The 24,801-nt window shown below is 68.0% G+C and carries 21 protein-coding genes and 2 tRNA genes; 12 read left to right on the forward strand and 11 right to left on the reverse strand.

The window, feature by feature from the left end:
* Positions 1-629 precede the first annotated feature (629 nt).
* Positions 630-703: transfer RNA gene (locus EDC64_RS09415), tRNA-Gln, on the reverse strand.
* A 498-nt stretch (positions 704-1,201) separates the two neighbouring features.
* Between EDC64_RS09415 and EDC64_RS23505 the strand changes: the two genes are divergently transcribed.
* The gene (locus tag EDC64_RS23505; RefSeq protein WP_165933702.1) at positions 1,202-1,408 is read left to right on the forward strand and encodes a DUF1127 domain-containing protein; all 207 of its coding nucleotides are present in this window, start codon (positions 1,202-1,204) and stop codon (positions 1,406-1,408) included.
* Between the two features lie 180 nt (positions 1,409-1,588).
* On the opposite strand, the gene EDC64_RS09425 is transcribed toward EDC64_RS23505, so the two are convergent.
* The gene (locus EDC64_RS09425) at positions 1,589-2,191 is read right to left on the reverse strand and encodes a glycosyltransferase (protein ID WP_132031021.1); all 603 of its coding nucleotides are present in this window, start codon (positions 2,189-2,191) and stop codon (positions 1,589-1,591) included.
* Between the two features lie 293 nt (positions 2,192-2,484).
* On the opposite strand from EDC64_RS09425, the gene EDC64_RS09430 reads away from it, so the two are divergent.
* The 4 genes from EDC64_RS09430 (at position 2,485) to EDC64_RS09445 (ending at position 3,956) form a co-directional block, all read left to right on the forward strand.
* Complete coding sequence (locus EDC64_RS09430) at positions 2,485-2,751, forward strand: hypothetical protein (protein ID WP_132031022.1); 267 nt, start codon at positions 2,485-2,487, stop codon at positions 2,749-2,751.
* Positions 2,752-2,768: 17 nt separating this feature from the next.
* Positions 2,769-3,185 (forward strand): hypothetical protein, encoded by a 417-nt coding sequence (locus EDC64_RS09435; protein WP_132031023.1) that lies wholly within the window; start codon positions 2,769-2,771, stop codon positions 3,183-3,185.
* Positions 3,186-3,248: 63 nt separating this feature from the next.
* Positions 3,249-3,324, forward strand: a tRNA-Ala gene (locus tag EDC64_RS09440).
* 251 nt (positions 3,325-3,575) lie between these two features.
* Positions 3,576-3,956, forward strand: coding sequence for a DoxX family protein (locus EDC64_RS09445; RefSeq protein WP_132031024.1), 381 nt, complete (start codon positions 3,576-3,578; stop codon positions 3,954-3,956).
* A gap of 87 nt (positions 3,957-4,043) precedes the next feature.
* On the opposite strand, the gene EDC64_RS09450 is transcribed toward EDC64_RS09445, so the two are convergent.
* The 5 genes from EDC64_RS09450 to EDC64_RS09470 form a co-directional block, all read right to left on the reverse strand.
* Complete coding sequence (locus EDC64_RS09450; RefSeq protein WP_245504621.1) at positions 4,044-4,694, reverse strand: MarC family protein; 651 nt, start codon at positions 4,692-4,694, stop codon at positions 4,044-4,046.
* Positions 4,695-4,781: 87 nt separating this feature from the next.
* Entirely contained in the window at positions 4,782-6,344 is a 1,563-nt protein-coding gene (locus EDC64_RS09455; RefSeq protein WP_245504622.1) for a TolC family protein, read from the reverse strand.
* Positions 6,341-8,266 carry an FUSC family protein gene (locus tag EDC64_RS09460; protein WP_132031025.1) on the reverse strand — a complete coding sequence of 642 codons (1,926 nt, stop codon included), beginning with the start codon at positions 8,264-8,266 and terminating at the stop codon, positions 6,341-6,343. The genes EDC64_RS09455 and EDC64_RS09460 overlap by 4 nt, the downstream gene beginning before the upstream one ends.
* Complete coding sequence (mdtN, locus tag EDC64_RS09465) at positions 8,250-9,302, reverse strand: multidrug transporter subunit MdtN (protein WP_245504623.1); 1,053 nt, start codon at positions 9,300-9,302, stop codon at positions 8,250-8,252. The genes EDC64_RS09460 and mdtN overlap by 17 nt, the downstream gene beginning before the upstream one ends.
* Entirely contained in the window at positions 9,303-9,629 is a 327-nt protein-coding gene (locus EDC64_RS09470) for a YtcA family lipoprotein (RefSeq protein ID WP_245504624.1), read from the reverse strand.
* A gap of 434 nt (positions 9,630-10,063) precedes the next feature.
* Between EDC64_RS09470 and EDC64_RS09475 the strand changes: the two genes are divergently transcribed.
* The 7 genes from EDC64_RS09475 to EDC64_RS09505 all read left to right on the forward strand — a co-directional run bounded on the left by EDC64_RS09475 (position 10,064) and on the right by EDC64_RS09505 (position 19,330).
* Positions 10,064-11,170, forward strand: coding sequence for a linear amide C-N hydrolase (locus EDC64_RS09475; RefSeq protein WP_132031026.1), 1,107 nt, complete (start codon positions 10,064-10,066; stop codon positions 11,168-11,170).
* 120 nt (positions 11,171-11,290) lie between these two features.
* Positions 11,291-12,169, forward strand: coding sequence for a diacylglycerol/lipid kinase family protein (locus tag EDC64_RS09480; RefSeq protein ID WP_165933703.1), 879 nt, complete (start codon positions 11,291-11,293; stop codon positions 12,167-12,169).
* Between the two features lie 100 nt (positions 12,170-12,269).
* Entirely contained in the window at positions 12,270-13,121 is an 852-nt protein-coding gene (locus EDC64_RS09485) for an inositol monophosphatase family protein (RefSeq protein WP_207915982.1), read from the forward strand.
* Positions 13,122-13,301: 180 nt separating this feature from the next.
* On the forward strand, positions 13,302-16,202 hold the full coding sequence (locus EDC64_RS09490) for a DUF4114 domain-containing protein (protein WP_132031028.1): 2,901 nt from the start codon (positions 13,302-13,304) through the stop codon (positions 16,200-16,202).
* Between the two features lie 341 nt (positions 16,203-16,543).
* A complete protein-coding gene (locus tag EDC64_RS09495) occupies positions 16,544-17,536 on the forward strand; it encodes an ABC transporter substrate-binding protein (RefSeq protein WP_132031029.1) in 993 nt (330 codons plus the stop codon).
* Positions 17,537-17,717: 181 nt separating this feature from the next.
* On the forward strand, positions 17,718-18,539 hold the full coding sequence (locus EDC64_RS09500) for a shikimate dehydrogenase family protein (protein ID WP_132031062.1): 822 nt from the start codon (positions 17,718-17,720) through the stop codon (positions 18,537-18,539).
* Positions 18,536-19,330 carry a 2-keto-4-pentenoate hydratase gene (locus tag EDC64_RS09505; RefSeq protein WP_132031030.1) on the forward strand — a complete coding sequence of 265 codons (795 nt, stop codon included), beginning with the start codon at positions 18,536-18,538 and terminating at the stop codon, positions 19,328-19,330. The genes EDC64_RS09500 and EDC64_RS09505 overlap by 4 nt, the downstream gene beginning before the upstream one ends.
* Positions 19,331-19,351: 21 nt before the next feature.
* Here the strand turns inward: EDC64_RS09505 and EDC64_RS09510 are convergent, their stop codons facing one another.
* The 4 genes from EDC64_RS09510 to EDC64_RS09525 form a co-directional block, all read right to left on the reverse strand.
* The gene (locus EDC64_RS09510) at positions 19,352-20,131 is read right to left on the reverse strand and encodes an enoyl-CoA hydratase/isomerase family protein (RefSeq protein ID WP_132031031.1); all 780 of its coding nucleotides are present in this window, start codon (positions 20,129-20,131) and stop codon (positions 19,352-19,354) included.
* On the reverse strand, positions 20,121-21,059 hold the full coding sequence (locus EDC64_RS09515; protein WP_245504625.1) for an NAD(P)-dependent oxidoreductase: 939 nt from the start codon (positions 21,057-21,059) through the stop codon (positions 20,121-20,123). Before EDC64_RS09515 ends, EDC64_RS09510 begins: the two co-directional genes overlap by 11 nt.
* 19 nt (positions 21,060-21,078) lie before the next feature.
* Positions 21,079-22,554, reverse strand: a complete 1,476-nt coding sequence (locus EDC64_RS09520) for an oxidoreductase (RefSeq protein WP_132031032.1) — start codon at positions 22,552-22,554, stop codon at positions 21,079-21,081.
* Positions 22,555-22,618: 64 nt separating this feature from the next.
* Positions 22,619-24,520 carry a heavy metal translocating P-type ATPase gene (locus EDC64_RS09525; RefSeq protein WP_132031033.1) on the reverse strand — a complete coding sequence of 634 codons (1,902 nt, stop codon included), beginning with the start codon at positions 24,518-24,520 and terminating at the stop codon, positions 22,619-22,621.
* Between the last annotated feature and the right edge of the window lie 281 nt (positions 24,521-24,801).

A 24,801-nucleotide genomic window follows, 5' to 3' on the forward strand; every position in this document is an offset into this window, starting at 1 on the left:
GCTTGATTTTTTTGAAATAATTAATAATGATTTACCTCTGGCATTTAGTATAACAAATATAAATAAAATTACTGATGAGATGATGCTAAATAATTCAACATATGAAAATTGCACAAAAGTATCTATAAAAGAAAAAAACGTTAATATTAGCAAAGTGTTCCATCTATAAAAAATCCACAGAGAGCTTCTGCAGCTCATTAAAACTTCGTTGCAATCATGAAATGCACGAAGAGATTTGTCATATGACGGATAATAAATAATAGATGAACCCCATCGCCTAAATCTGATAGTGATCCTATTATCTTTTGATTCAATATTCATGTTTTTTATTACTTTTCGATCGTACCTATCGAAAAATTCGTCTATAGATTCAAACGTAAAATCATCAATAACAAAATACGGCGTGTCATCTGGTGTAGTTAGAATTTCAAAAATTTCACGGATATCTTCCAGGAATAATGTGGAGGCGTCATAGTGGACGATCTTAATTGAACTTGCGCGACGCATGGCTGCCCCTCACTACGCCCGAGACGAATTATGAACGATTCGATCGAGCGGCGTGCGGATATCGTGCCCGGGCCACTCAAAGTGGCCCACCAAAGGCTCACCTGACGCAGATATAGCGGCGTTGGCTGGGGGACTAGGATTCGAACCTAGATTGACGGAGTCAGAGTCCGCAGTTCTACCGTTGAACTATCCCCCAACACGGGCCGCACGAAACGGCCGGGCCGGAGGCCCGCGGGCGTGGGCCGGCGAGCGAGGGCCGCTCTATACGCAATTCGCTCGCGCGGGTCCAGGGGGCAGGCGCGTCTCCGTCCGAATTTTGCGGCGGCAGGGCCGCTTCGATGGCGCCGCGCTCGGCGCGGTCCCCCAACGATCCTCCAAGGCCGTCCGCACGCCGCATTTTCCGTCGCGGCCCCGAGACCTGTTCCAGCGCCAAACCGCGGCCGAGAAAGCATGTCTGTCTCTCATCGCGCCTTCCCCGCTCCGGAGGAAATCGCGCCCTTGCGCGAGTGGTGCAGGGTTCGCTTCCGAACAGATCGGGGGAGGCGCCCGTCGCCGGTCCTGCTCAAGCGTGTGACCAACCGTGGCCGTGGATCTGGTCTTCGGTATACCAGGTCCGCAATGGTGCTATGCACAATCGGCTATGTTGCGCTGCAAACTCTTCCCTTATGTAAGAGGGCAGCAGATGGAGGCAAGCATGACCACGATCACCGCACATCCCAGCCACTCCACGGGCCTGTTCGGCCGCTTCGGCACCCTGGTGTCGCAGTTTGTCGCCGCGATCGGCGAAGCGCGTGAGATGGCGGACCGCTACGAGCACCTGTCGCGTCTTTCCGACGCCGACCTCGCCCGTCTCGGCCTGACCCGCGAAGAAATCCCCCAGGCCATCGCCGCCGGCCGCTGAGCCGCCGGCCAATCGGGACCGCCGCCCCCGCATCGATCGGGGACGGCGCGAAAGTTCAGACCTCCCCGCGCCCTCGGGCACGGGTTTCGGATCAAGGCCCCTGCCGCACGGCAGAGGTCGCACGGGATCGGGATCGTCGCGCCGGCCGCGAGCGCCGACACGGGTCCGTCCATTGGCGATTTAGAGACCGCCGGCGTCCGAGCGTGTCCCGAGCATGCGCACCTGCGCCCGCAGCACGTGAATGCTCCGGCCCAGGCGGCCGATGAAGCGGCGTTCCGCCGCGTCGCCCGCGGGGTGGCCGCCCAAGCGATCATAATGCGGCTTGGCGATCAGCAGGCCCTGGCCGGGATGCGGCCGGCCGAGCATGGCGAGCCGCAGCGCGGACATTGCGTCCGCGATCCGCGGCGCGACGCCATAGCCGTCCCGCGACAGCCGGAACGTGGCCGCCGCCCGCGCGGCGAGATCCCGGCGCTCCGCCATTTCCATGAAGGTGCCGACCTCGCGCACCCACCCCTCCTCCAGGACCGAGCCGGTCCCAAGGAACAGCAGCCAGCGCCCGCGGCCCTGGGCCGCCCCCTGGCGCAGCCGCGCCCCGACATCTCTCTCCCCCGCAAGCAGAACGCAGCCCGCGGCATCGGCGATGGCGGCGGTGTCGTCGTTGGAGCCGCCATCGGCCAGAATCACATCCCGCAGCACGCCGCCGGTAACGCCGGGGACGAGCGCGGCGAGGGTCGGAACGAGATCGCGTTCCGCGTTCAGTGTGGGGATGATGACCGAAATCAAGCGGCGGCACCCTCAGAGCCGGTTCCGGATCGTCATCTGATCGCCGAAACCGTCTCGGTTCAAGGTTTTCAGGCGATAAAGCCGATCCCATTGCGCCGAGATGGCTTCCGTCCCCCGTTGGTGTTCCCGCTCCCGCCGTGGACCTGGGACATGCCGGGCATATCCATCGACCCCTTTGGTGCGCGACCCTTGAGCTATAATGCCGGCATGGCGGTGCGTCGATCCTCGCCCTTCGCAGGGGGCGAGGCAGGTCTGCGCGCTGGAGAAACCCGGAGACGGGAAGGGGAGGTCATATGGGATCGCAGGCGGACGGCATGACGTTCGACGATTGGGACAAGGACGAGGCGGGCCGGCTCAAAGTGTGGCCGCTCCAGGCCTTCACCACCGCTCTGTTCGAGGGCCGCGCGGGCGGCGTACGCTTCGAGGTCGGCCTGCCGCGCGGGCCCGGCCTGCCCTCGCCGGCGGTGCAGATCTCGCTCGCGCCGGACCAGTTGCGCGCGCTCGCGGCGGCTTTGACGGAGATTGCCGACCATATCGAAGCGCCGGGGCGCAAGAGGTGAGCGCTCGCAGGCGCACCATGGATGCACGACCGGTCCGGTCCGCCGCGCTGTGGTCTTTGGCGGCAGGCCTTGCCGGGGCGCTGCTCTGCGTCTCGGCGCAGGCCCAGGCGCCGCCGCGGCCGGCGCAGACCATGGCCGACCTCGGGGCGGCCTTCCAAGCCTGCTGGACGGCGCCCGAGGGCGCAGAGGGATCGCACATCACGCTGCGCTTCGGCATCACTGCCAAGGGCGCGTTGAAGGGGCCGCCGCTCGCCACCCATTCCCATTTGACGGGAGACGCCGCCGCTCAGCGCGCCTTCGTCGCGGCCGCCTTGAGCGCGCTCGCGGCCTGCACGCCGATCGCCATGAGTCCGGACCTCGCCCGCGTGGTCGCGTCGCGGGTTCTGACCGTCACCTATCGCGCCGTCGCCACACCCCGCGAAATCGCCATCTGATCACCGCCGCGCCTCGCTTGACAGGGTGGGGGGTCGGACTCTAAATGGCGCCTCCCACGGTTCGGGGCCGTAGCTCAGATGGGAGAGCGCTGCAATCGCACTGCAGAGGTCAGGGGTTCGATTCCCCTCGGCTCCACCAATCCGAACAAAAACCATCCATACGTCAGGCAAAAGCTGCGCGCGCGCTTTGGCATGGTCCCAATCGGACCTTAGCTGAGGCGCCGGGTTTCGCGTCCGCGATCAAAAGTCTTGAGGCGGCCGATGGAGATTTGGGGCACGCATATCAACGGGTGATACGATCCGGTTCGCCTCGGAGACCGAAGGATCCTTCTTCAGCAGGCGGGCGAAGCGCATCTCGGCGGTCCAGGGTTAGGCTGAGGACATCGCATCATGTCGAACGACGCCGCGCTCCTGATGCTCGCCCTTGGGCGCATCCTTCTCGGCGGTCTGTTTGTGTATGGCGGGGTGCGACATTTCTTTATCCTGCCGGCTGTCAGTTCGGCTCTTGCTGCGCGCGGTGTCCCCGGGCCGCGTCTCGTCCTCATCGTCGGAAGCGTGTTCGAACTGGTCGCAGGCGCGCTCTTGGCCGCGGGGGTCTTTGTGCGTCCGGCCGCGCTCGGGCTGGTCCTCTTCACGGCAGCGGCCTGTGTCCTGCTCCTGAACTTCTGGGATATGAAGCCCGGTCCCGAGAGGGAGACGGCCAAAAACTTCGTCCAATCGAACATGGCCATTATCGGCGGTTTGCTGATCGCTGCGGCAACCGCCTCCTAGCGACACATAAGAGCGTGTTCGGACGCATGAGGCCGCGACTGCCGGCCGGGCCATGGCGGCCGGCCGGCACCCTCACGTCGCGGCCGGTCAGTGCTGGACCCAGGCGGGAAAGATGTGGCCGAGGGCCACTGCGATCATCTCCATGGCGATCGCGGCGAGCACGATGCCCATCAGACGCTTGGAGATGCTGAGGGCGGTCGGGGACAGGAAGCGCGAGAGCACGGGGGCCGCCGCCATGCAGGCGCCGAAAAACACGATATAGCTCAGAAGGCCCGCATAAAAGCCGATCTCGCCCCCGGGCCGCGCCGCGCCCGTCTGCGCGAAGATGATGATCGAGGTCATCGAGCCCGGCCCGAGCGAGAGCGGGATCGCCAAGGGATAGACCCCGAGGCTGGTGGCGGAATCGAAGGTCTTCTTTTCCGCCTCCGTGCCCGAATGCGCGCTGTGGTCCTCGCCGCTCAGCATGGAAAGGGCGAGCAGCAGGACGATCAGGCCGCCGGCGAGTTGAAAATGGTTCACGTCGATGCCGAACGCCGACAGAACGGCCCTGCCGCCCAGCGCGCAGACCAGACAGCCGATGGCCACCGTGGCATTGAGCGTCAGCATGGTGCTGCGCTGGTCCGCCGCCGGTCTTCCGGCGGTGAGGCTGAGAAAGACCGGGATGATGGTGAGCGGGTTCATGATCGCGAACAGTGCCGCGAAGACCTTTGCGCTCAGGGTGAAGTCGATGTCGGTCAAGATCGCCTCTCTCGCCATGACGGCCTGTTGAAAACGGTTGCACCATGCCGGACCTCTCGAGGAGAGGGCGGGCTCCCTGTGGATCGCTCAGCGGCGGACGAGGCCGGAGGCGACGTCGCTCGATGTCATCGCCCCCAGCACGAAGGCGAGGTTGGCAGCCGCCACCAGCGCCGCCGCATGGGACTCCGCCTCGGCCTGACGGGCCGCCAGAAGGCCCGAATCGGCCTCGGTGGCGACGCTGATATTTCCGACGCCCATTTTGTAGGCCGAGAAGGCCGCGTCATAGGTCGTTTGCGCCGCCCGCACGAGCGCGGTTGCCGCCTGGTGGGAGGCGAGCGCGGAGCGGAGCGTTTCGGTGGCGATGACGATCTCCCGCGCGGCCTCGTCGCGGACCTTGGTGAAGGTCGCCTCGCTGGCGGCAGCGAGGGATTCCGCCGTCTTCAGCTGCGCTGCGCGCAAGCCGCCGTCGAAGATCGGTACCGACGCGCCGATGACGACGCCCGAGGCGGACGAAATCTGCGCGATGTTCGGCAGGTTGGCGGCGCTGAGGCTGCTATTGCCGCCGGCGGCAATCGCGCCGAGATAGACCTTCGGCAGGAATTCGGCCTGGGCTGCGGCGATCCCGGACCGGCTCGCCTTCATCGCCGAGAGGCTCGCCAGGACATCCGGGCGGCGGGCGAGCGCAGCCTGGAGCATGCGTTCGGTCGGTGCGCCGATATTCGCGGGAAGCGCCCGGCCGTTCGCCGCCTTGACCCGCATCTTGGTGAGGGGGCTGACGCCCATCGCGCCGAGCAGCATCTGGTAGGTCTCGCGTTCCGCGCCCTGGGCCTGCACCAGCCCGAACTGCGCCTGCGCCACCTGCTGGCGGGCCTGCGCCTCCTCCACCGTGTTCCCGAGGCCGTCCTTCACGCGCGCTTCCGCCGCCGCGAGGATGTCGCGGCTGTTCCGCAAGGTCTGTTCGGCGATCTCCACGCGGCTGCGCGCCGCGTCATGGACGAAATAGGCGCGGGTGACGTCGTGGATGATTTTCTGGTGGAGACCATTGAACAGGATGCTCGCGGCGGTCGCGGTGTGCTTCGCGCTGTCATGCGCCGCGCTGCGCTGGCCGAAATCGAAGATCAGCCACTGTACGGCGATCTGGGGTGAAATGCCCGTGGTGGTCGTCTCGATCTGGTTGATGCCGCCGAGGCCGACCGGCAGGGGATTGTCGAATTTCTGGTACCCGCCGATGACATTGGCCGTGATGAGCGGGAGGTAGGTCGCCTCCACCATGCCCGAGGCCAAGGCGGCCTGGCGGGCGCTCTGCCAGGCGATCCGCGTGGCGGGGTTGTTGCGCTGGGCGACATCGATCAGACCGGCGAGGTCATAGGCGCGGTTCGTCGCAATCTCCGGCGCGGCGGGCGGCAAGGTGACTTCCGGGTTGGCGGCGATGCCGAAATCGCGTGCGGATGCCGGCGGCGGTGCAGGCGCCCCGGTCTGCCCCGGCGTGCCCGCCTCCTGCGGCGACCAGGGTTCGGAGGCGGCCTGGGGCGCCCGGTCGAGCGCGCCGGGCGCACAGCCGGCCATGAGGGCACAGGCGAGACATGCCATCGCCGCCCATCGGTCGGTGGTCCGGCGCGGCTGCGACGTGTCGCGTCTCGGTTTCCTCATCTCGCCACCAGACGCTCGATCCGGTGGACGAGATCGGCCGGGGTCTCGGCGCTCGCGTCCCCGTCCACCACGTCCACCATGTCCACCGCATCCGCCGCGGCGGACGACGGCGGTGGGGCGGCGACGGCGGCGGCGGCGGCGCGGGACAGGCGATCGGCGATCGTCGCATCCCGACCGGGCGCGAACATCAAAGCGGGGAGCAGCGCGCTGCTGGTCTCGATGAGGGTGCGAAGCCGGGCGATGGTGGCGGTGTCGGGGCGTTGGGACGCCGGCTCGAGCGGCAGAAGCAGCATTTGCGCGCGAGCTTTTTCCGCTTCCGTCGCGACGCGAGCGGCGCGGTCCACCTCGGTCACCCGGGCGTCGGGCGGCAGCGCCGCCAAGTGCGACAGCGTCGAGAGCATGCGCCCGAGATGCACGCCGATGTCCTTCGCCGCGCTTTTCGGCCAGATGCTGGTGAAGATCAGATAGACCACCAGGTTTCCCAGAAGGACGCCGACGATGCGGTCGCGGGCGGATCCCATGTCCAGGCTGGGCGCGAACCCGTTCAGGACGGTGAGCAGAAAGGCGAGCCCGATCTGGACCCCGGCATAGGACACGCGCTCGCTTCCCGCCGCCACCCATGCGGCCGGCAGAAGCCCGAGAAAGACGAGCGCCATCAGTCCGCCGACGGATTCCAAATGCGGGATCACGAAAAGGATGGACAGGACACCGATGGCCGCTCCGACGAGGCAGCCGCAGATCCGCAGCGTGAGCTTGTGGACGGTCTCGGCCATGGTGCCGAGCGCCGCCACATAGCAGGTGATCATGGCGGTGTGGATGCCCTGCCAGCCGATGAGGGAATAGGTCAGGTAGCAGAGAATGGCGGCCGCTGTCGTCTTGAGCGCGTAGCGCTGATAGTCCGGGTTCGTGAAGGCGTCGGCGGCCATGAAAGCGGGTTTCGGGGGCGGCGTGCCGGTGCCGCCGTCCGGCCGGGCGAGGGCGGCCAGGAGGGTAGCGATCCGCGCGGTGGCCGGGCTCCGCTCTTCCGGGCTCTGGTCTTCCTGCAGGTCGGGGGGCGAAGCCGGTGCGGGGTGCCCAAGGCGCACCGCCGCGGCCGCCTCCCGGCAGGCGCGGGCGAGGCGCGCACTCACTAAGCCGGACGTCTCCGTCCGGAGCGCGGCCACGGCCAGAGCCAGACCATAGGTGGTGCGCTGGGCGCCGGCGAGCCACGTCATCTCGTCGGCGCGGGCCGTGTGGAAGAGGCGGCCGAGCGTCACCTCTTGATCTCCAGCTTCGAGTCCTTCGCCCAGCAGCGGCTCAAGCCGGGCCGCCCGCGCCGCAGGCGGTCCGCAGAGCGCCGTCGCGGCGGCTTCGAGCCGCGCCGCCGCCCGCGCCCGCAGCAGGCGCTGTGGCGACAGGCCGAACACGAGATTGAAGAGGAGCATCAGCGCCATCGGCATGGCCGCCATCTGCCAGGCATAAAGCAGCCCGCGCGTGGCGATCTCGCCGATCGGCAGGCGGTCGACCAGCGTCAGGACGAAGGCGATCACCAGCGCGACGATCGAGCCTTGCTCGCCGAGCTTCGAGGCCGCTCCCAGAAACACGAAGCCGAACGAGACCAGCGCGATGACGCAGATGCGCAGCAGCGGGACGTCCGCCGTCGCCTGGATCACGGGGGCCATGGCGAAGACGACGACGCTCGCCAGCAGGATGACCCCGATGGCCTGCTGGACGGATTCCGCGCCGTTCGGCCGGGACAGGAAGATCACGAGATAGCAGCCGATCGCGGCTTCCGGCACCCTGTAGACCATCGCCACGGCCGCCACGAGCGCGCAGAGCAGGGCGACCTTCCAGGTCATGGCGAACCGGCCGGGTTCCGGCTTCAGGTCCAGGAGGGTCCGGCGGGCAAGGGCCGGCCAGGGCGCGTCAGCAGCGGCTGCCATGATGGACCGTCGCGGTGGCGGACGCGCCGATGCGCATGAGGGGAGCCGGGGGATCGATGAGGCGGATCCGCACCGGGAAGCGCTGGGCCACCCGCACCCAATCGAGCGACTTGGGCACGATCGGCATCTTGAACGGCAGGGTGATGACCTCCTCGGAGGCGACGCCCCAGCCGATCCCCTCCACCCGTCCCCGAATGAGCGCGGAGCGGTTGGCGAGGGTATAGACGCTGGCGCAATTGCCGACCTCGATCATCGACAGTTCGGTTTCGAGGAAGGCGGCCGACACGTACCAGGCGGACGTGTCGATGAGCGTGAAGACGGACTGGCCCGGGACGACGAAACCGCCGGGCGCCTGCGTCAGGCCCACGACCTTGCCGTCGAAGGGGGCGCGGATGACGGTTTCGGAATGGGCGCGTTCCGCGATGGCGAGGGCGGCCTTGCGCGCGTCGACGAGCGCGACCGCGGCGGCCACGTCGCTGACGAGGACGTCGGCGGCGGCCTGCTGCTGCAGAGCCTGCTTCAAGCTGATCTCGGCATCGCGCTTCGCGGTGGCGGCATCGTCCACCTGCTGCGCGCTGACGTAGCCCTTGGGTCGGAGCCCTTCGAGGCGCGCGAGCGTCTGGGTCGCGAGGTCGAGGTTGGAGCGTGCCCGCGTCACCTGCTCGCGGGCGATGAGGGCGTTCGACTGCTCCGCCGAGATGGACCGTTTGCGATCCGCGAGGGCGGCTTCGGCGATCCTCAGATCGGCCTCGGCCTGCCGCACCTGCAGCCGGTACGAGGCCGGATCGAGCGAAAACAATGTCTCGCCCTTCTTCACGGCACCGTTCTCCGCGACATCGATGGCGGCGATCCGGCCGGGCACGGTCGCGGAGATCGCCACCGTGTCGGTCGTAACCACGGCGTCCTGCGACAGGGGATTGAGGCTGGCATTGCGAAAATAGGCCCAGCCGGCCAGGACCGCACCGACGAGGGCGGCGAGGCTGACGACGATGCCGAGGCCCTTCTTCGAAGCCCCGGATGTGGCCGCGTGCATCATCTAGCGGCCGAAAGCGGACAGGGCGGCGAGGAAGCCGATGCCCGCCGCCACGCAGACATAGACCGGAAGGCGCGCCGGAAGGACGTCGTCGATGCCGAGGCGGATGAAGATGATGCGCACCACCACCGCACCGAAAATGCCGACAAGTGCGCAAAGCAGCCAAGACGGAAAATAGGCCCCGAAGAAGGGAATGGCCGGCGCGCCGCCCTCATCGCACCCGCCGAGCAGGCCGGCCCCCGCCAGGATCGACGCATGGCGAGGCGGGAAGCGGGGGCGACGACGGGCTCGGGCGGCGCCTGCGGGGACCGAGATGATTGGACTGGACAATCGGTACAGCCCCCCAGCTGATGAAGATCGTGCAGGATCGCCGTGACGTATTGAACTGCCTTAACAATCGGGGACAGGAAAAGCAAACGTCCGACGTCGAATACAGGGAGAGACAAAGCTTTTCCACATTGTCCGAACGACGTCGGGACATCGGACCGGCGCGGCCTCTGACTTGAAAGGCAGAGCGAGATGATCGGCGGCGAGCGCTGCATCCTCACTTTTAACGCCATAGGGACGCGCGGCGCAGAGGCATCATTCTTTTCGCGCGGGCGAAAATGTGCAACGACGGAACCGATTTGGAAGGTCGTCGGCGGATTTCGTCGTTCTGGAGCCGAAGGACAAATCCGCTTCGTCACGCGGGCGGCGGCGTCGATCCGGGTCCGCCGTCTCCTGTGCAGACCCCGCATCGGCCGGGCTGAAGGAGGAATTGGAGCATGTGCACTGCCCTCGTCTACACCGATGCGGCCGGAGGACATTATCTCGGTCGCACGCTGGAACTGACCATCGACCTGCCCTACCAGATCGTGTACCTGCCCGCCGGCCTCGCCGCCGTCTCGCAGATTCAAGGCCATCCCTCGCTCCACTACACCATCGCCCATGCTTTTCTCAGCGTGACGATGCCGGCCCGTGTCCCGACCCCGGAGGCGCCGATCGGCCTTGCGGATCTCAAGGTGATCGAAGGGCTCAATGCCCAGGGGCTGGCCTTTTCGCTCCTGTCCTATCCGCGTGCGGGTGGCACGCAGCAGGCCGTGGAGGCGACGCGGGCCGTCCTGTCCGTCTCCGATCTCGGCAGCTGGGTGCTCGGCCAGTTCGCCACGGTGGACGAGGTCAAGACGGCATTGGCGGCACAGCCGGTAATGCTCGAGGCGCTGCCGATCCTCGGCGGCGTGTCGTCGCCCTTCCATTATGTGGTCAACGATGCGTCCGGGGCGTCGCTGGTCATCGAATTCGACAATGGCCGGATGAGCCTGCTCGACAACCCGGTGCGGGTCATGACCAACGGGCCGAAATTCGACTGGCATCTGACCAATCTCGACAATTACACCTTCCTCAGCAATGTCGACAAATCGAACGGCACGTTTGGCCGCTATGAAGCCCGCCAGCCGGATTCGGGGATTGCGACGGCAGGCCTGCCGTCCTCCAGCACGTCCGTGGGGCGGTTCATCCGGGCTGTCTATTATGCCGCTTTCACCGAGAAGGCGGACAGCCCCGACGCCGCCGTGCACACGCTCGCCCACATCATGAACAATTTCGACCGTCCGCGCGGCGTCAGCATCGATTATCCCGAGGGCGGCGGCGGGCATATGGAGGTGCAGGGTCTCGCGTCCGACACGGCGCATCCCTATGCGACCGAGTTCACCTGCTGGACCAGCCTTTCGGATCTCGGCCGGAAGCTCTTCTTCGTGCGGGATTACGGCGCGCTGAACTACACGCAGTTCGATCTCGGCGCCCTGTCCACGCTCCACACGCCGAAGGTCGTGCCGCTGGCCTCGACCCGGGGCGCGGCACCGTACGGCCTTCGCGACCCTGCGCCGGCATAGACCGACCGTGTGGCGTCCCGATCGCCATTGATGCGCCATCACGGGCCCGACGACCTCACCACCAGGAACCCGAGGCACGGCCGTCGCGTTGAGAGCGCGAAACGGCGGGGAGCGGGATCGGTGCGCGTCACTCTCATTCACAACACCGGGGCGGGGGATGGGGATGCGAGCGCCGAGGACATCGTTTCCCGCCTGAGCGAGCTCGGCCACTCTACCGACTGTTTCCCGGGCAAGGGGCCGAAGCTTGCGGAGGCGCTCGCACGGCCGGCGGATCTCATCGCCGTCGCCGGCGGTGATGGCACCGTGAACCGGGTTCTGAAGCGGCTCCCACCGTCCTCCCCTCCCGTCGCCATCCTGCCATTCGGAACGGCGAACAACATTGCCCTGTCTCTCGGGATTTGCGGCGATTGGAACGTGCTCGCAGAAGGCTGGCGCGACGGGGCGGCGGGCCGCCTCGATATCGGCACAGTCGCGCATGCGGACGGGGTGCAGAGCGTGGTCGAGGGCGTCGGCACCGGGGCTGTCGCCGCTGCCATGCGCCGGCTCGACAACATGACGGGGTCGTCGAAGACACAGCTGCGGCGCGCCCGAACGGCGATCGTCCGGGCCGTCCGCCGCAAGAAGGTTCGATCATTCCTGTTCGAAGTGGATGGACGCCGCGTCGAAGTCGAGGCGATCTTCGCAGAGATCACCAATATCAGCCGCATCGGCCCCAAGCTCAATCTGGCGCCTTCGGCCGATCTGGACGACGGGCAGGCGGAACTGGTTTACGCGCTCGAACACCAGCGCGACGCCTTTGCGGAATGGCTCGAACGCGGCGGCGACGAGGGGCCGCCGCCTCTGCAATGCCTGCGGGGGCGCCGGATTACGATTTTTCACGCCAATAAGCGGCTGCGGGTCGACGACGATCTCGACGTGTCCGCCGCGGCCGCTTTGCCCCTCACGCTGGACATGGGGGGACGCAAGGCGCCGATTCTGCTGCCGCCGCGGCGGGCCTGACTATGCCGGGCGCATTCCAGCTTGCCACCGATGTGCGCTCTGCCGACGAGGCCGAGCCGACTCTTTTCCGGATCGGCGATCGCGCGAAGGGAAACGTTCGATGTCGATGAAGTCTTCGCAGCTCTCGGACGAGACACTGAAGGCGATCGAGGCGCTCGCCGTCGATCTCGCCCGCTTGGCGGGATCGGAGATCACCGCCGCGCTCGGCGGCAGTCTGGCGGTGCGCTACAAGCCCGGGGCCGAGGACGCGCTTTCGCTGCGCGACCCGGTGTCCGAAGTCGACACGCGGGTCGAGGAAATCATCCGTTTGCGCTTGGCCGACAGCTTTCCGGACCACGAAATCCTCGGCGAGGAGTTCGACGACGCGCGGATCTACGGCTCCGGCTTCATCTGGGCGGTCGACCCGATCGACGGGACGACGAATTTCGTCAACGGATTTCCCCTGTTCGCCGGGTCCATCGGGGTTCTCTATGAGGGGCGGCCGGTCGCGGGGGCGCTGTGGGTCTCGACGAGCCACGCGCTTCGGCCAGGAATCTACCATGCCCGAAAATCGGGGCCTTTGATGTTCGAGACCGACGTCATCACGCCCTCGGCCAATGCGGCGGTACGGCGGCGCCTCGTGGGCCAGCCGGGCCTCGTGGAGCAGCGCGGCATCATTGCCGAGCCCCGCAAGACCGGGTCCGCTGCCGTCGAATGCGCGTTCGTGGCCGCGGGCCTCATGCAGGCCGCGTGGTTCGCCGCGCCGAATGTGTGGGACGTCGCGGGAGGACTCGCTTTGGTCGAGGCGGCGGGCGGCGCCGTGCAGACGCGCGGACCGGAGGGATGGGCGCCCTTTTCCGCCTTCGCCGGGCCGACCGGGGAGGACGAGATTCCCGATCTCCGGGCGTGGCGCCAGCCGATCGCCATCGGCGAAGCGACGATGGTCGAGGACCTCTGCGCGGCCCTCGCCTGAGCGCGCCGGAGCGACTTTCCCGCCGGCGCGCGGGCGCTTGAGCCGTCGCCGTCCATCGCCCGAACTTCCCGATGCGGGACCGGGCCACGCCTGTCCTCCCAGCCCCTTGGAGCGCGTCTCGCTCCCTTGTTCTAAAGCATCGTTTGGCTAATCTGCGCGCTTCAGGCACGGGGGGCAGAGATGGCCTACAGCGAAATTGCAAATTCGACGTTTCTCGACCTTGCGGGGTATCGCGTTACAGAAGCAACGACCGTCATCGACGCCTATGGATTTCCTCCCGCCGATGTGACGGTGGCGCCCGCCGCCGGCTTTCTCGGCTTCAACGTGGCGCTCGTTCTCGATCGATACACGTCCGAGACGTCGCTTCTGGCCGAAAGCTGGGGGATGCGGCAGCAAACCTTGGCAGAGTTGAACAGCTCGGGCGAACTGTGGGACGTCTACGGCGCCGACAAGGTCAAATATGGCGAGGTCACGGACCACCTCACGAATACGCTCGGCCTCACCATTCTCGATGCGTCGAACAGCAATTACGTGTCGTCGGCGGAATCGCGGACGATCTGGGTCGAGATCAATTCGCCGTCCGATTTCTCCAGCCTCTTCGGGACGGACCTGTATCTCTATCTCAACCCGTCGGACACCAGCGATTTCCTGTATTTCTGGAACGGCAATCTCTCGCTCGAGGAGAGCTGGGACGTCGAGGGCCTCTGGGTGGATACCGGAATCGAGGTTCCGCCGTCGAATTTCGTGCCGGGCGTCGAAGGCGCGCTCACCCAGGGGTGGCAGAGCCCCGGCAACGGGGCGGTCGGCAACCAGCCCATGCTCGCGCCGCAGGACATCGCGAACGATCTGTACAATTTTCCGCTGGCGAATTTCGACGTCGAGACCGGCCTGATCGGCCTGATCGAGCCGGGCATCGGCTCGGCCGTGAACGGAGCCACGACCTTCGACGAGCGTCTCGAGACCTATCTGTCGGGGATCGGGGTGGCAGGGACCGGGACGGTGACGACACAGGGTGCCGACGGTCAGACGATGGAATCGGGCGGGGGCGGCGAGCGCTCCCTCGACATCGCCGTCGCGGCCTCCATCAACCCCAACAGCGATATCCGGCTCTATGTCGGCTCCGGCGAGACCGACGCCACAGGGAATGCGCAGGCCTCGACCTTCACGGCGATCCAGAGCGCGATCTGGGATACCGCTTACAATCCAGGCGTGCTTTCCAGTTCCTTCGGCGACTATCAGAGCATGAGCCCGGATTCGCCCTTCTACTGGGCCTATCGACAGCTCTTCATCGACGCCGCGCTGCGCAACCAGACCGTGTTCGATGCGCTGGGCGACGGCGGCTCCGGCAACGAGCTCGGCAACGGCCTGACCAATCTCGCTTATAACGAGACCAGCCCCTATGTGGTGATGGTGGGGGGCACCGCGATCTCGAACCTGTCCTCGGCTAAGGACGATCCGACCCTGACGCTCTCCACCAATATCGTCCAGCAGGCGCTGGCCGGCGACCCGGCGACCATCTGGCAATTGGTCTCCGGCGGTCTGACTGTCCTGCCGGCGGACCTGTCGAACCTCCAGGTGTTTCTGGAGGCGGTCTGGAACCAATATTATGTCTCCGGCACCAACATCACCACGCTCGGCTATTTCGAGGGCGGCTATACCGAGAACACGACGACGTCCGGAGGCGTCGATCCGACCCAGCCGACCCCGTCTTATCAACTGGCCTACGGTCTCAATCCGGTGACCGCCGACCCCAGCGCGGAATCCGGGCGCGGCGCGCCCGATGTCGCGGCGAATGCTGGGGGCAACACCGCATACCTCGTGCCCGACGGGAATATGGAAGGCACCGGCCCAAGCGGCGGGACGAGCGCGGCGACGCCGCTCTGGGCGTCGCTGGCGGTCCAGATCAACACCATCTTCAACGATCAGGGCCTGCCCAATCTCGGCTATATGAACGACCTGCTCTACATCGTCTCGGCGGTCGCGCCCGGCGCGTTCAACGACGTGACGATCGGCAACAACATGTCCTCCTTCACCGTCGGAGGGGCCTATACGACCGGTGGCGAGAGCGTGAACCCGACCAATTTCGGCTATGAGGCCGGCGAGGGCTACGATTACGTGTCCGGGCTCGGCACGCCGAACGGCGTCCTGCTGGCGCGCGCGCTGACCACGCTCGCCCATTCGCAGATGTACTTCCCGGACGTTCCGAACGTCCTCGACATCGGCATCGGGCCGAACTGGATCAGCGGGGCGACCCAAAGCCTGCTGTTCCAGCCGACCCTCACCGCTGACGAGACCTGGTCGGTGTCCCTCGGCGGCAGCGCGGTGAGCTTCTCAGGCGGGCCGTCCGGCGCCTATGCCTGGACCAACCAGTTCGCCCAGCAAAGCCTCCAGGCGGATTTCGCGGCCGACCTCGTGACGATGTTCGACCGCTATGCCCATGGGCAGGTCTATCAGGCCGAGCTCGCCTACAATACCAGCGTCGAGGTCACGATGGGCGGGACGGAGACCGACCAGCCCCAGGCGCTCCTCACCTCACCCTACGGCTTCGTCGACTTCGTCTCCGACGGCGGGGACGGATCGGTGCAGGTGGCGCGGCCCGTCGCTATTGCCACCACCGCGCTCGGCGCGGACGACCAGGACGTGGTGGTGCGGATGCGGCAGAACGGGATGAACGACATTTCCGTGCTGTTCTACGAGGTGGATGACCTGTCAGGCGCGATCGGCGGCGTGGATCCCGGCGAGGCGGGCTATGCGGCGGCGGTCGCAGGCCGTGCCTACCAGACCGGCGGCGGGGCCACCTGGATTGCCGGGGAGGGCTATGGCCAATATTCCCAGACCGAGATCGTCGGAGTGGATGGCGGCGACCTCATCGCCATGAGCCTGACCAGCGGCGGCCATACCTATTACGCCTTCGCCGCCGCCAACGAGCAGGTGGACGGGCAATCGGTCGCCCATCTGTGGAATTACGGGCTGAACACCTGGGGGTGGGAAGACCTCTATGGCGGCGGCGACCAGGATTTCAACGACCTCGTCGTCCAGCTCGACTTCACCTCCACCGCCGGCGCCGAATATTTGGTGTAGGCCGGTCGCGACAAGCGAACCAGCCGGCCCAATCGCTGCCCACCGTCGTCGCGGATCCGCCCGCGGCGGTGGCCGTTCGGCGCGCCCGGATCGGGCGTGCGGCGTTCCGCGCCGAGGACGCAGCAAGCGTTTGACAGCGTCGCCCGTCGAGGTAACTATACGGTTAGATAAATCAAAGCGAGGCCAGCCTCCGTGCAGGATGGCGTCCTCGCAACCGGCGGCAGCCGGCCCTATGATCGCTCCGGGAAGGGCGACCTATCAGCCGGCCACGCGGCGCCAAACGCGGGCCGGTCATCACGACAAGACGCGCTCAATGCGCGCACCGTTACGGGAGGAACGACATGACGCTCAAATCCACGCTCGGCGCCTGGCTGTGCGCCGCCGCCACCTTGATGGCCAGCACGATGGTGGCGTCCGCCGCCGACAAGGTCGTGCTGCTGCTCAATTGGTACAATTACGGCGAGCATGCGCCGTTCTATCTGGGCATCGACAAGGGCCTGTTCGCCAAGGAAGGCATCGAACTCGAGATCCAGGAGGGCCGCGGCTCCGGCGTCACCGTCCAGGCGACGGCGGCCGGTTCGGCGACCTTCGGCTATGCCGATTTCGGCACCATGGTGAAGGCCGCCGTGAAGGGCGCGCCGATCAAGGCGGTCGGCATCATGCTCCAGAAGAGCCCGATGGCGGTGCAGGGGTTCGCCGACAAGAATGTCCGCACGCCCAAGGACATGATCGGCAAGACCGTGATCTTCACGCCGGGCGATTCCTTCTCCCAGCTCTGGCCCGCCCTGCTGAAGGTGAACGGCATCGAGGAGAAACAGGTCAAGGTGATCTCCGGCGACGCCGCCACCAAGCGCAACGCCGTCATCTCCGGCCAGGCGGATTTCCTTCTCGGCAATGTCAACGACCAGAAGCCGCTGATCGAAGAAGCCACCGGCAAGCCGGTCTATGCCATGCTGTTCGCCGATTGGGGCGTCAACACGGTCAATGGCGCGCTGATCGCCAAGCCCGATCTGCTCGCCTCCAATCCCGATCTGGTCAAGCGCTTCCTCAGGGCCGTGCGCGCCGCTGTCGAGGACGCCAAAGCCAATCCCGCCGGGGCGGTGGATGCGATGCTGAAGGTCAATCCGAAGGCCGGCAAGCGCGAGACGCTGCTCGCCAGTTGGACCGTCACTCTGCCGCTGCTGCACACCGCCCGGACCGCCGACAAGCCGGCGCTCTGGACCGACCCGCAGGACATCACCTCGACCCTCGACATCCTCGCCAAATATAGCGGCGTCGAGGTCAATCCCGAGCAGGGCGACAAGTTCTACACCAACGATTTCCAGTCCAAATGAGGCGCTGGCGGGAGCGGGAAACCGCTCCCGCCAGCGAGAGCCGATCGACCAGCCGGGTCCTGCCTGATCGGATCCTGGCCTGATCGAAACCGTCTCGGGGCCGCTTGGCCGTCCAACGAGATCCGGGGCGGCGGGGGCGCAGGCGCCCGCCGGTCCCATGCGTTCCCCTGAAAGGTCTCCCATGGTCGCCGGCAATTCGCGCCTTTACGCCATCATCGGCGATCCCATCGCCCATGTGCGTACCCCCTTGGTGTTCAATGCCTATTTCGCCGCCCACGAGATCGCGGCGGTGTGCGTGCCGATCCATATCCGGCCGGAGGACCTCGCCGCCGGCATGGCCGGCCTGAAGGCGATCGCCAATCTGGACGGCTTCATCGTCACCGCGCCGCACAAGGCGCGGGTGGCGCAGATGGTGGAGCGGCTGGGGCAGGACGGGGCTTTGGTCGGAGCGGTCAACACGGTCCGCCGGGAGGCCGACGGCTCCTATTCCGGCACCATGCTCGACGGCCACGGTTTCGTCGCCGGCCTCGCCGGTGCGGGCCATGCGGTCAGGGGCCGCTCGATCTATATTGCGGGCGCCGGGGGCGCGGCGGCCGCGCTCGCCTTCGCGCTCGCCGCCGCCGGCATCCGGGCGCTCACCGTGTTCAACCGCACGCGAGAGCGGGCGGAGGACCTGCTCGCGCGGGTCAAGGCGGCGTTCCCCGCGGTCGAGGTGCGGTTCGGCACCCGCGATCCGCGCGGCCATGACATCGCGGTCAATGCGACGCCCCTCGGCCTCGAGCCGGGCGACGGCTTTTCCTTCGACGTGGCGCGGGCCGAGCCGCCCATGCTGGTGGCCGAGGTGCTGATGAAGCCCGAGACCACGGCTCTGCTCCGGGCGGCCGCGGCGCGCGGCTGCGCCATCCACCAGGGCAAGCACATGCTCGACGGCCAGCGCGATCTGATGATGGCCTATTTCGGTCTCGCCCCGGACGTCGGCACCAGATCGGCAGCGGCGCGATGAGCCCCGAGCCCATCAGCCCCGAGCCCATGAACCCCGCGGCGGTCGAGGCCCTGGCGGCCGCGCTCCATGCGGCGCGGGCGCGGGGCGTGCCGGCGGCGACCGACGGGCCGCTGCCGCAGGACCCCGCAGAGGCCTATGCCGTCCAGGCCGCGATCGTCCGCCGCGCCGGCGGCGGGGTGCGCGGCTGGAAGGTCACGGCGCTGAAGCCGGCCGATCAGGCGCGCTATGGCGGCGACCGGCCGGTCGCCGGGCCGCTACTGGATGGCACGGTGCATGCCGCGCCGGCGGCCCTGGCTTTTGCCGCTTTCCTCGCCCCGATCCTGGAATGCGAATTCGCCTTCCGGCTCGGCCGCGATCTGCCGGCGCGCGCCACACCCTATTCCGAGGACGAGGTGGCGGCGGCCGTCGCGGCGATTCTGCCCGCCTTCGAGATCGCCGACGGCCGGGTGCCGGCGACCGCGCCGGGCGCGCTCCGGCTCGCCGACAGCATGGGCAATGGCGCGTTCGTCACCGGGCCGGCGTGGTCCGACTGGCGCGCGATCGACAGGCGCGGCCCGGTCCGCCTGCGTCTCGACGGGGCGGAGGCGGCGGTCGGCAGCGGCGCCGTCATCCTCGGCGATCCTTTGAAGGCGGTGGTCGCCCTCGCCAATGCGCAGCCGCTGTGCGGGCCGCTTCTGGCGGGCCAGATCGTCACCACCGGCTCGGCGACGTCGCCTCTGCCGGTGACCGGCCCGTGCCGCGCGGAGGCCGATTTCGGCCCTCTCGGGACCATCGTCCTGACGCTGACCTGATCATGAGCTTCTGAAAAAAGATCAATTCCCGTCTTCACCGGCCTTGCGCGCCTGGAAGGCGGCGATCCCCTCGTGCCGGCCGCGGTCGGACATGCAGATGACGTGCAGTTCGTTCTCGTGGCGGATCCCCGCTTCGAGCGGCATCGAGAGCGCGGCGCGGGTCGCCGCCTTCACCGCCTGGGTCGCCACCGGGCTGAAACCGGCGATGCGCGCGGCGAGCGCCGCGACCCGGGCCTCGAGATCGGCGTCCGGCACCACCTCCTCGACGAGGCCGATGCGCAGGGCCTCGATCGCGTCCACCGGCTCGCCCGTCAGCAGGAGCCGCATCGCCTGGCCGTAGCCGACGAGGCGCGGCAGCATCTGCGAGGCGCCCCCGCCGCCGACCCAGCCGCGCGTTACTTCGGGTGCGCCGAGCCGGGCGTCCGCGGCGGCGATGCGGATGTCGGCGGCGAGCGCGATTTCGAGCCCGCCACCCAGCACCCAGCCGCGCAAGGCGGCGATCACCGGCTTGCGCATGTCGCGCACCACGGCGGCATATTCCACCCGGTTGCGGAACGCCCAGAGATCGGTGATCTCGCCCAGCGCATTCATGTCCGATCCGGCGGAGAAGGCGCGCGTTCCGCCCCCCGTGATCACGGCGACGCGCACCGCGTCGTCGGCGTCCAGCGCCGCGCAGGCCGCGCCGAGGCTGCGCGCCATTTCGGGGGTGATGGCATTGTGCTTGCGCGGCCGGTCGATGACCAAGCGGGCGACCGGCCCGTCGCGCTCGATCCGGATCGCGCCGTCGCTCTCAGTGTCCATTTCGGCCTCCCGCGCGGCGCCCGACTTCCTCGAACACCGCGGAGACGTCGCGGTCGGTGCCGCCATGGGCGATCATGTCGGTGAAGATGCCGGTCATGGCATCGAGCAAAGTGAGCGACAGGCCGAATTCGGCGGCGAGTGCCTGGGCGGTGCGCAAATCCTTGAGCTGGTATTGCGCCGGCGAGCCGGGGACGAAATCCCCCGCCGCCATGCGGGCGCCGTGGATGTCGAGGACCTTGGATTCCCCGAACCCGCCCATGAGGGCCGTGCGCAGTCCGGCGAGGTCGGCGCCGCCTTTGGCGGCGAAGGTGAAGGCCTCGGCGATCCCGACCATGGCGGCGCCGACGATGATCTGGTTGGCGAGCTTGGCGAGCTGGCCGGTGCCCACCGGACCGATCCGGGTCGCCCGGCCGAGCGGGGTGAACAGCGGCGCGAGGCCGGCCACGATCTCGGGCGCGCCGCCGGCCATGATGGCGAGCGTGCCGGCGCGGGCGCCGACTTCGCCGCCGGAGACCGGCGCATCGACATAAGCAAGGCTGCGCGCGGCGCAGGCCGCCGCCTGGGCGCGGCAGGTCTCGACCGGGATCGAGCTCATCACGACCAAGGTCGCGCCGGGCGCCAGGGCGGCGATCGCGGGGGTGGTGCCGGCGAACAGAATCTCGTCCGCCACGGCGCCGGTCGAGAGCATCACGACCGCCGCGTCGGCTCCCGCAAGCGCGGCCGCGGGCGTCGCGGCGCGGCGGACGCCGTGGGCGGCGAGGCCGTCGGCCTTGGCGGGGCTGCGGTTCCAGGCGGTGACGGCGAACCCCGCCTGCGCCAGCCGGCGCGCCATATGGCCGCCCATGATGCCGGTGCCGATGACCGCCACGGCCGCGCCGGGGGCGAGCGGCCGCATCCTGACGGCGCCGTCCTGTTCCGCGATGCCCATGGCCGCTGCCTCCCGATGCTCAGGCGGACTTCGCCGCCTTCTTGATTGCGGCGAGCTGCTTGAACTCGGCCGATTGTTTGTAGAAGCCGTCGAGCGGATAGCAGCCCGAGACGATGCCGTTGCGCGGCGCCGTGGTGCAGTCGGAGAAGGTGCGGCAGATCTTCTTTTTCTGCATGCCGCGCCCGGACAGCACGTCGAGCGGCAGATCGGGATAGGACAGCACCATGCGGCCGAGGCCCACGAGGTCCGTCCAGCCCTGGCGCACCACGGCCTGCGCGACGTTGGGCAGGTATTCCTGGAGATAGGTGTAGCCCGAGCCGAGCAGCGTCATCTCCGGACTGTGCGCCTTCAGCGCCCGCACCACGTCGAGATGGCGCATCACGCCGATCAGCGGATCCTCGGGCGGGTGATAGCCGTCGGAGGGGGGATAGCTCGCCGGACGGGTCAGATGGGGATTGTAATAGGGGCTGCCCAAGGTGACGTTGACGAGCCGGATGCCGAGATCGCCGACGATGTCGAGCAGAGCGAAGGTCTCGGACAGATCGTAGGCGGTGGGATCGGCGGCATCGGTGCCGAAGCCGTAGCGATAGGGCAGGGCGCCCGCCGCATCGTCCGGCACGCCCGGGCCGAGCGCGCCGGGCAGCGAGCGCTCGGGATCGGGGCGGTAGGCGATCAGGTCGATCGCGCTCACCCGCATGGCGAGTTTCAGGCGCGGGCAGGCGGCGCGGATGCCCGCCACCAATTCGCGCAGGAAGCGGGTGCGGTTCTCGATCGGGCCGCCGAAGGGGCCGGGCCGGGTCTTGGCGGACAGGAATTCGTGGCCGAGATAGCCGTGGCAATGCTTCAGATCGACGAAATCGTAGCCGCAGGCCTCGGCGCGCCGCGCTGCCGCGATGTAATCGTCGATCAGCCGGAAGATGTCGTCGTCGCTCATCACGGGATATTCGGCGGGAATGCCGAATTTCCGGTCGAGGACCGGGTGGCGGTAGAGGATCATCTGCTCAAAGCGGCGATTGTCGTTCGGCTTGCAGAAGCGCCCGGAATGGGTGAGCTGGAGGCCGATCACGAGGCCGTCGGCACTGCCGGCGGCCTGCGTGTGGGCGGCGATCACGGTCTCGCGCAGGCGCGCGATGGCGCCCTGGGTCTGCGCGCTCATCACCAATTGCAGCGGATTGGCGCGGCCGTCCTGGCGCACCGCCACCGCCTCGCCGCCGAAGATCAGCTTCGCCCCGCTCTCGCCGAAGCGGCGCCAGCGCCGCTCGGTATTCTCGGTCGGTGCGCCCTCGCGCGTGCCGTCCCAGCCCTCCATCGGATGGATCGCGAAGCGGTTGCCGATCCGCATCCCGTCCACGTCGAGCGGCGCCGCGAGCGGGGAGTCCGGGCCGCCCGCGACGATGTCGTCGCACGGCATGTCGATGCCGAGCTCGGCGAGATGGGCGCGGAAGCCGGCGACGCCGCTCAGGGAGGTGATCTTCGGGAAATCCCCATACTTCATGGGCGGCTCCTCGGATGCCTTCTTCTTTATGTAACTAGTTAGTTAAAACCTGGAGCCGGTGCTGTCAATCGGGACGGCCGTCCCGGTGCTTCCGTTCCGGCGATCTGCGGTCCGCCGGCGCGGCGCCGACGGACCCTCCGCCGGCGCGGGGAACGATCCGCAGCGTCCGCAGGGCGTTCAGGATGACCGCGACGTCGATCACCTCCTGCAGCACGGCGCCCTGAACGGGGGGCAGGTGGCCCAGGGCCGCCGCCAGCATGCCCAGGACCGACAATCCGATCCCGGCCACCACGCTTTCGAGGGCGATGCGGCGGGCGCGTTGGGCGATTTCGACCCCAGCCAGAAGCCGGTCGAGCCGGTCGACCAGAAGCACGACATCGGCGGCTTCCGCCGAGGCCGCCGCGCCGCGCGCGCCCATGGCGACGCCGATATCGGCGGCGGCGAGGGCCGGGGCATCGTTGACGCCGTCACCGACCATCATCACCGGGCCGCCCTTGCGCGCGGTGAGAACCACCAGGACCTTTTGGTCCGGCGTCAGATCGGCCCGCACACCGTCGAGGTCCAGGCCGGCGGTCACGGCCTCGGCGACCGCGCGGCGGTCGCCGGTCGCCAGCAGGATACGGGCGATGCCGAGGCGGCGCAGCCCGGCGATCAGGTCGGCCGTGCCGGCGCGCAGCGCATCCGCCATCACGAGATGACCGGCGATCTTTCCGTCCACCGCAACCGCGACGACGACCGCGCCGGCGTCGCGGACCGTGCTCTCGAGGCGGGCCGCGAAGGTCTGCGAGGCAACGAAGCCGGCGCCGCCGACCACGACCGCGCGGCCGCCGACCCTCCCGGAAACGCCGTCCCCGGGGGTTTCGACCACGGCTTCGGGAAGCGGCAGAACCGCCCCGCGCGCTTGGGCCGCCGCCACGATCGCCTGGGCGATGGGATGTTTCGAGGCCTGATCCAGAGCCGCCGCATAATGGAGGATTTCGGCCTCGGTGAAGGGGGCACGGGCCTCGATCGAGACCACCTGCGGCCGCCCGTCCGTCAGGGTGCCGGTCTTGTCGAGAATCAGCGTGCGGACCTGCGCCAGCGCCTCGAGCGGTTTGGCGCCCTTGATCAGGACGCCGTAATGGGCCGCGCGCGACAGGCCGGCGACCAGCGCCACCGGGACGGCGAGGATCAGGGGGCACGGCGTCGCGACCACGAGCACCGCGACCGCGCGGATCGGGTCCCCGGTGAGGCCCCAGGCGGCACCCGCCATCACCAGTGTGACCGCCAGGAAGGCGAGGGCGTACCGGTCGGCGAGCCGGGCCATCGGGGCCTTGGAGCGCTGGGCGGCCTCGACCAGCCGGACGATTCCGGCATAGGTGCTGTCGGCGGCGCGGCGGCTCGCCCGGAGTTCGAAGACGTCGCCCGCATTGGTCGCGCCGCTCATCACCGCCTGCCCGAGATCGAGGCGGATCGGCAGGGATTCGCCCGTCAGGGCCGAGAGGTCCAGCACGGCCCGCGCGCTCGCCAGGATGCCGTCGACCGGCGCGACGTCGCCTTGCCGGACCAGCAGCAGGTCGCCGGGCTGGATGGCATTCAGAGGGACCTCTTCGAGCCTGCCGTCGCGCTGCCGGGTCGCCGTCCGCGGCACGCGGGACAAGAGATCGCGCATGTCGCGCCGGGCGCGGCCCTCGGCATAGCTTTCCAGAAAGCGGCCCCCGGAATACATCAGCGCGACCACGGCGGCAGCGAGGGTTTCGCCGAACAGCACGGCCGCCGACATGGACAAAGCGGCGACGATGTCGAGCCCGATCTCGCCCTTTGCGAGGCTGCGGACGATCTCGACCAGCAGCCCCGCCAGAACGGGGACCACCCCCGCCGTCCAGGCGAGGCCGGCGAGATCGGGCCGCCCGCCCGCGACCAAAGCAAGGCCCGCGGCGAGGCCCGTGACGGCGATGGCCAGAAGCGCGACATTGAGGCGAGGCAAGGATCCCTCCGCGGGCCAAAGCGTCGGGGCGGCGGCCCCCCGCCGTTCGAGAGTTCGGTCCGCCTGGACGGCCGATCCCGCCGCGGCGTCGGATTTCCGCCGAAGTCTACGCCGTCCCGGTCTCCGCGCGCCATGCGGGCCTCTACCGAGGCGCGTGCCCGGCCCGCAGCGGCGCGCCCAGCACCTCCAGCCCCGCCGGTTTCCCGGCGGGGGGAGGGATGCGGGAGCGGACGGCACGCCGGCGAGGCATGCCAGGGGTAATCTTCGACGTCGGAGCCTGC

The sequence above is a fragment of the Aquabacter spiritensis genome, assembly GCF_004346185.1.
In the GTDB taxonomy this organism is placed as follows: Bacteria; Pseudomonadota; Alphaproteobacteria; order Rhizobiales; family Xanthobacteraceae; genus Aquabacter; species Aquabacter spiritensis.

Bases quoted from the DNA above. Each gene is read 5' to 3' on its own strand.
- EDC64_RS23505 (WP_165933702.1), top strand. From the start codon at position 1,202: ATGACCACGATCACCGCACATCCCAGCCACTCCACGGGCCTGTTCGGC.
- EDC64_RS09430 (WP_132031022.1), top strand. From the start codon at position 2,485: ATGGGATCGCAGGCGGACGGCATGACGTTCGACGATTGGGACAAGGAC.
- EDC64_RS09435 (WP_132031023.1), top strand. From the start codon at position 2,769: ATGGATGCACGACCGGTCCGGTCCGCCGCGCTGTGGTCTTTGGCGGCA.
- EDC64_RS09445 (WP_132031024.1), top strand. From the start codon at position 3,576: ATGTCGAACGACGCCGCGCTCCTGATGCTCGCCCTTGGGCGCATCCTT.
- EDC64_RS09455 (WP_245504622.1), bottom strand. From the start codon at position 6,344: ATGAGGAAACCGAGACGCGACACGTCGCAGCCGCGCCGGACCACCGAC.
- EDC64_RS09460 (WP_132031025.1), bottom strand. From the start codon at position 8,266: ATGGCAGCCGCTGCTGACGCGCCCTGGCCGGCCCTTGCCCGCCGGACC.
- mdtN (WP_245504623.1), bottom strand. From the start codon at position 9,302: ATGATGCACGCGGCCACATCCGGGGCTTCGAAGAAGGGCCTCGGCATC.
- EDC64_RS09475 (WP_132031026.1), top strand. From the start codon at position 10,064: ATGTGCACTGCCCTCGTCTACACCGATGCGGCCGGAGGACATTATCTC.
- EDC64_RS09485 (WP_207915982.1), top strand. From the start codon at position 12,270: ATGTCGATGAAGTCTTCGCAGCTCTCGGACGAGACACTGAAGGCGATC.
- EDC64_RS09490 (WP_132031028.1), top strand. From the start codon at position 13,302: ATGGCCTACAGCGAAATTGCAAATTCGACGTTTCTCGACCTTGCGGGG.
- EDC64_RS09495 (WP_132031029.1), top strand. From the start codon at position 16,544: ATGACGCTCAAATCCACGCTCGGCGCCTGGCTGTGCGCCGCCGCCACC.
- EDC64_RS09500 (WP_132031062.1), top strand. From the start codon at position 17,718: ATGGTCGCCGGCAATTCGCGCCTTTACGCCATCATCGGCGATCCCATC.
- EDC64_RS09505 (WP_132031030.1), top strand. From the start codon at position 18,536: ATGAGCCCCGAGCCCATCAGCCCCGAGCCCATGAACCCCGCGGCGGTC.
- EDC64_RS09510 (WP_132031031.1), bottom strand. From the start codon at position 20,131: ATGGACACTGAGAGCGACGGCGCGATCCGGATCGAGCGCGACGGGCCG.
- EDC64_RS09515 (WP_245504625.1), bottom strand. From the start codon at position 21,059: ATGGGCATCGCGGAACAGGACGGCGCCGTCAGGATGCGGCCGCTCGCC.
- EDC64_RS09520 (WP_132031032.1), bottom strand. From the start codon at position 22,554: ATGAAGTATGGGGATTTCCCGAAGATCACCTCCCTGAGCGGCGTCGCC.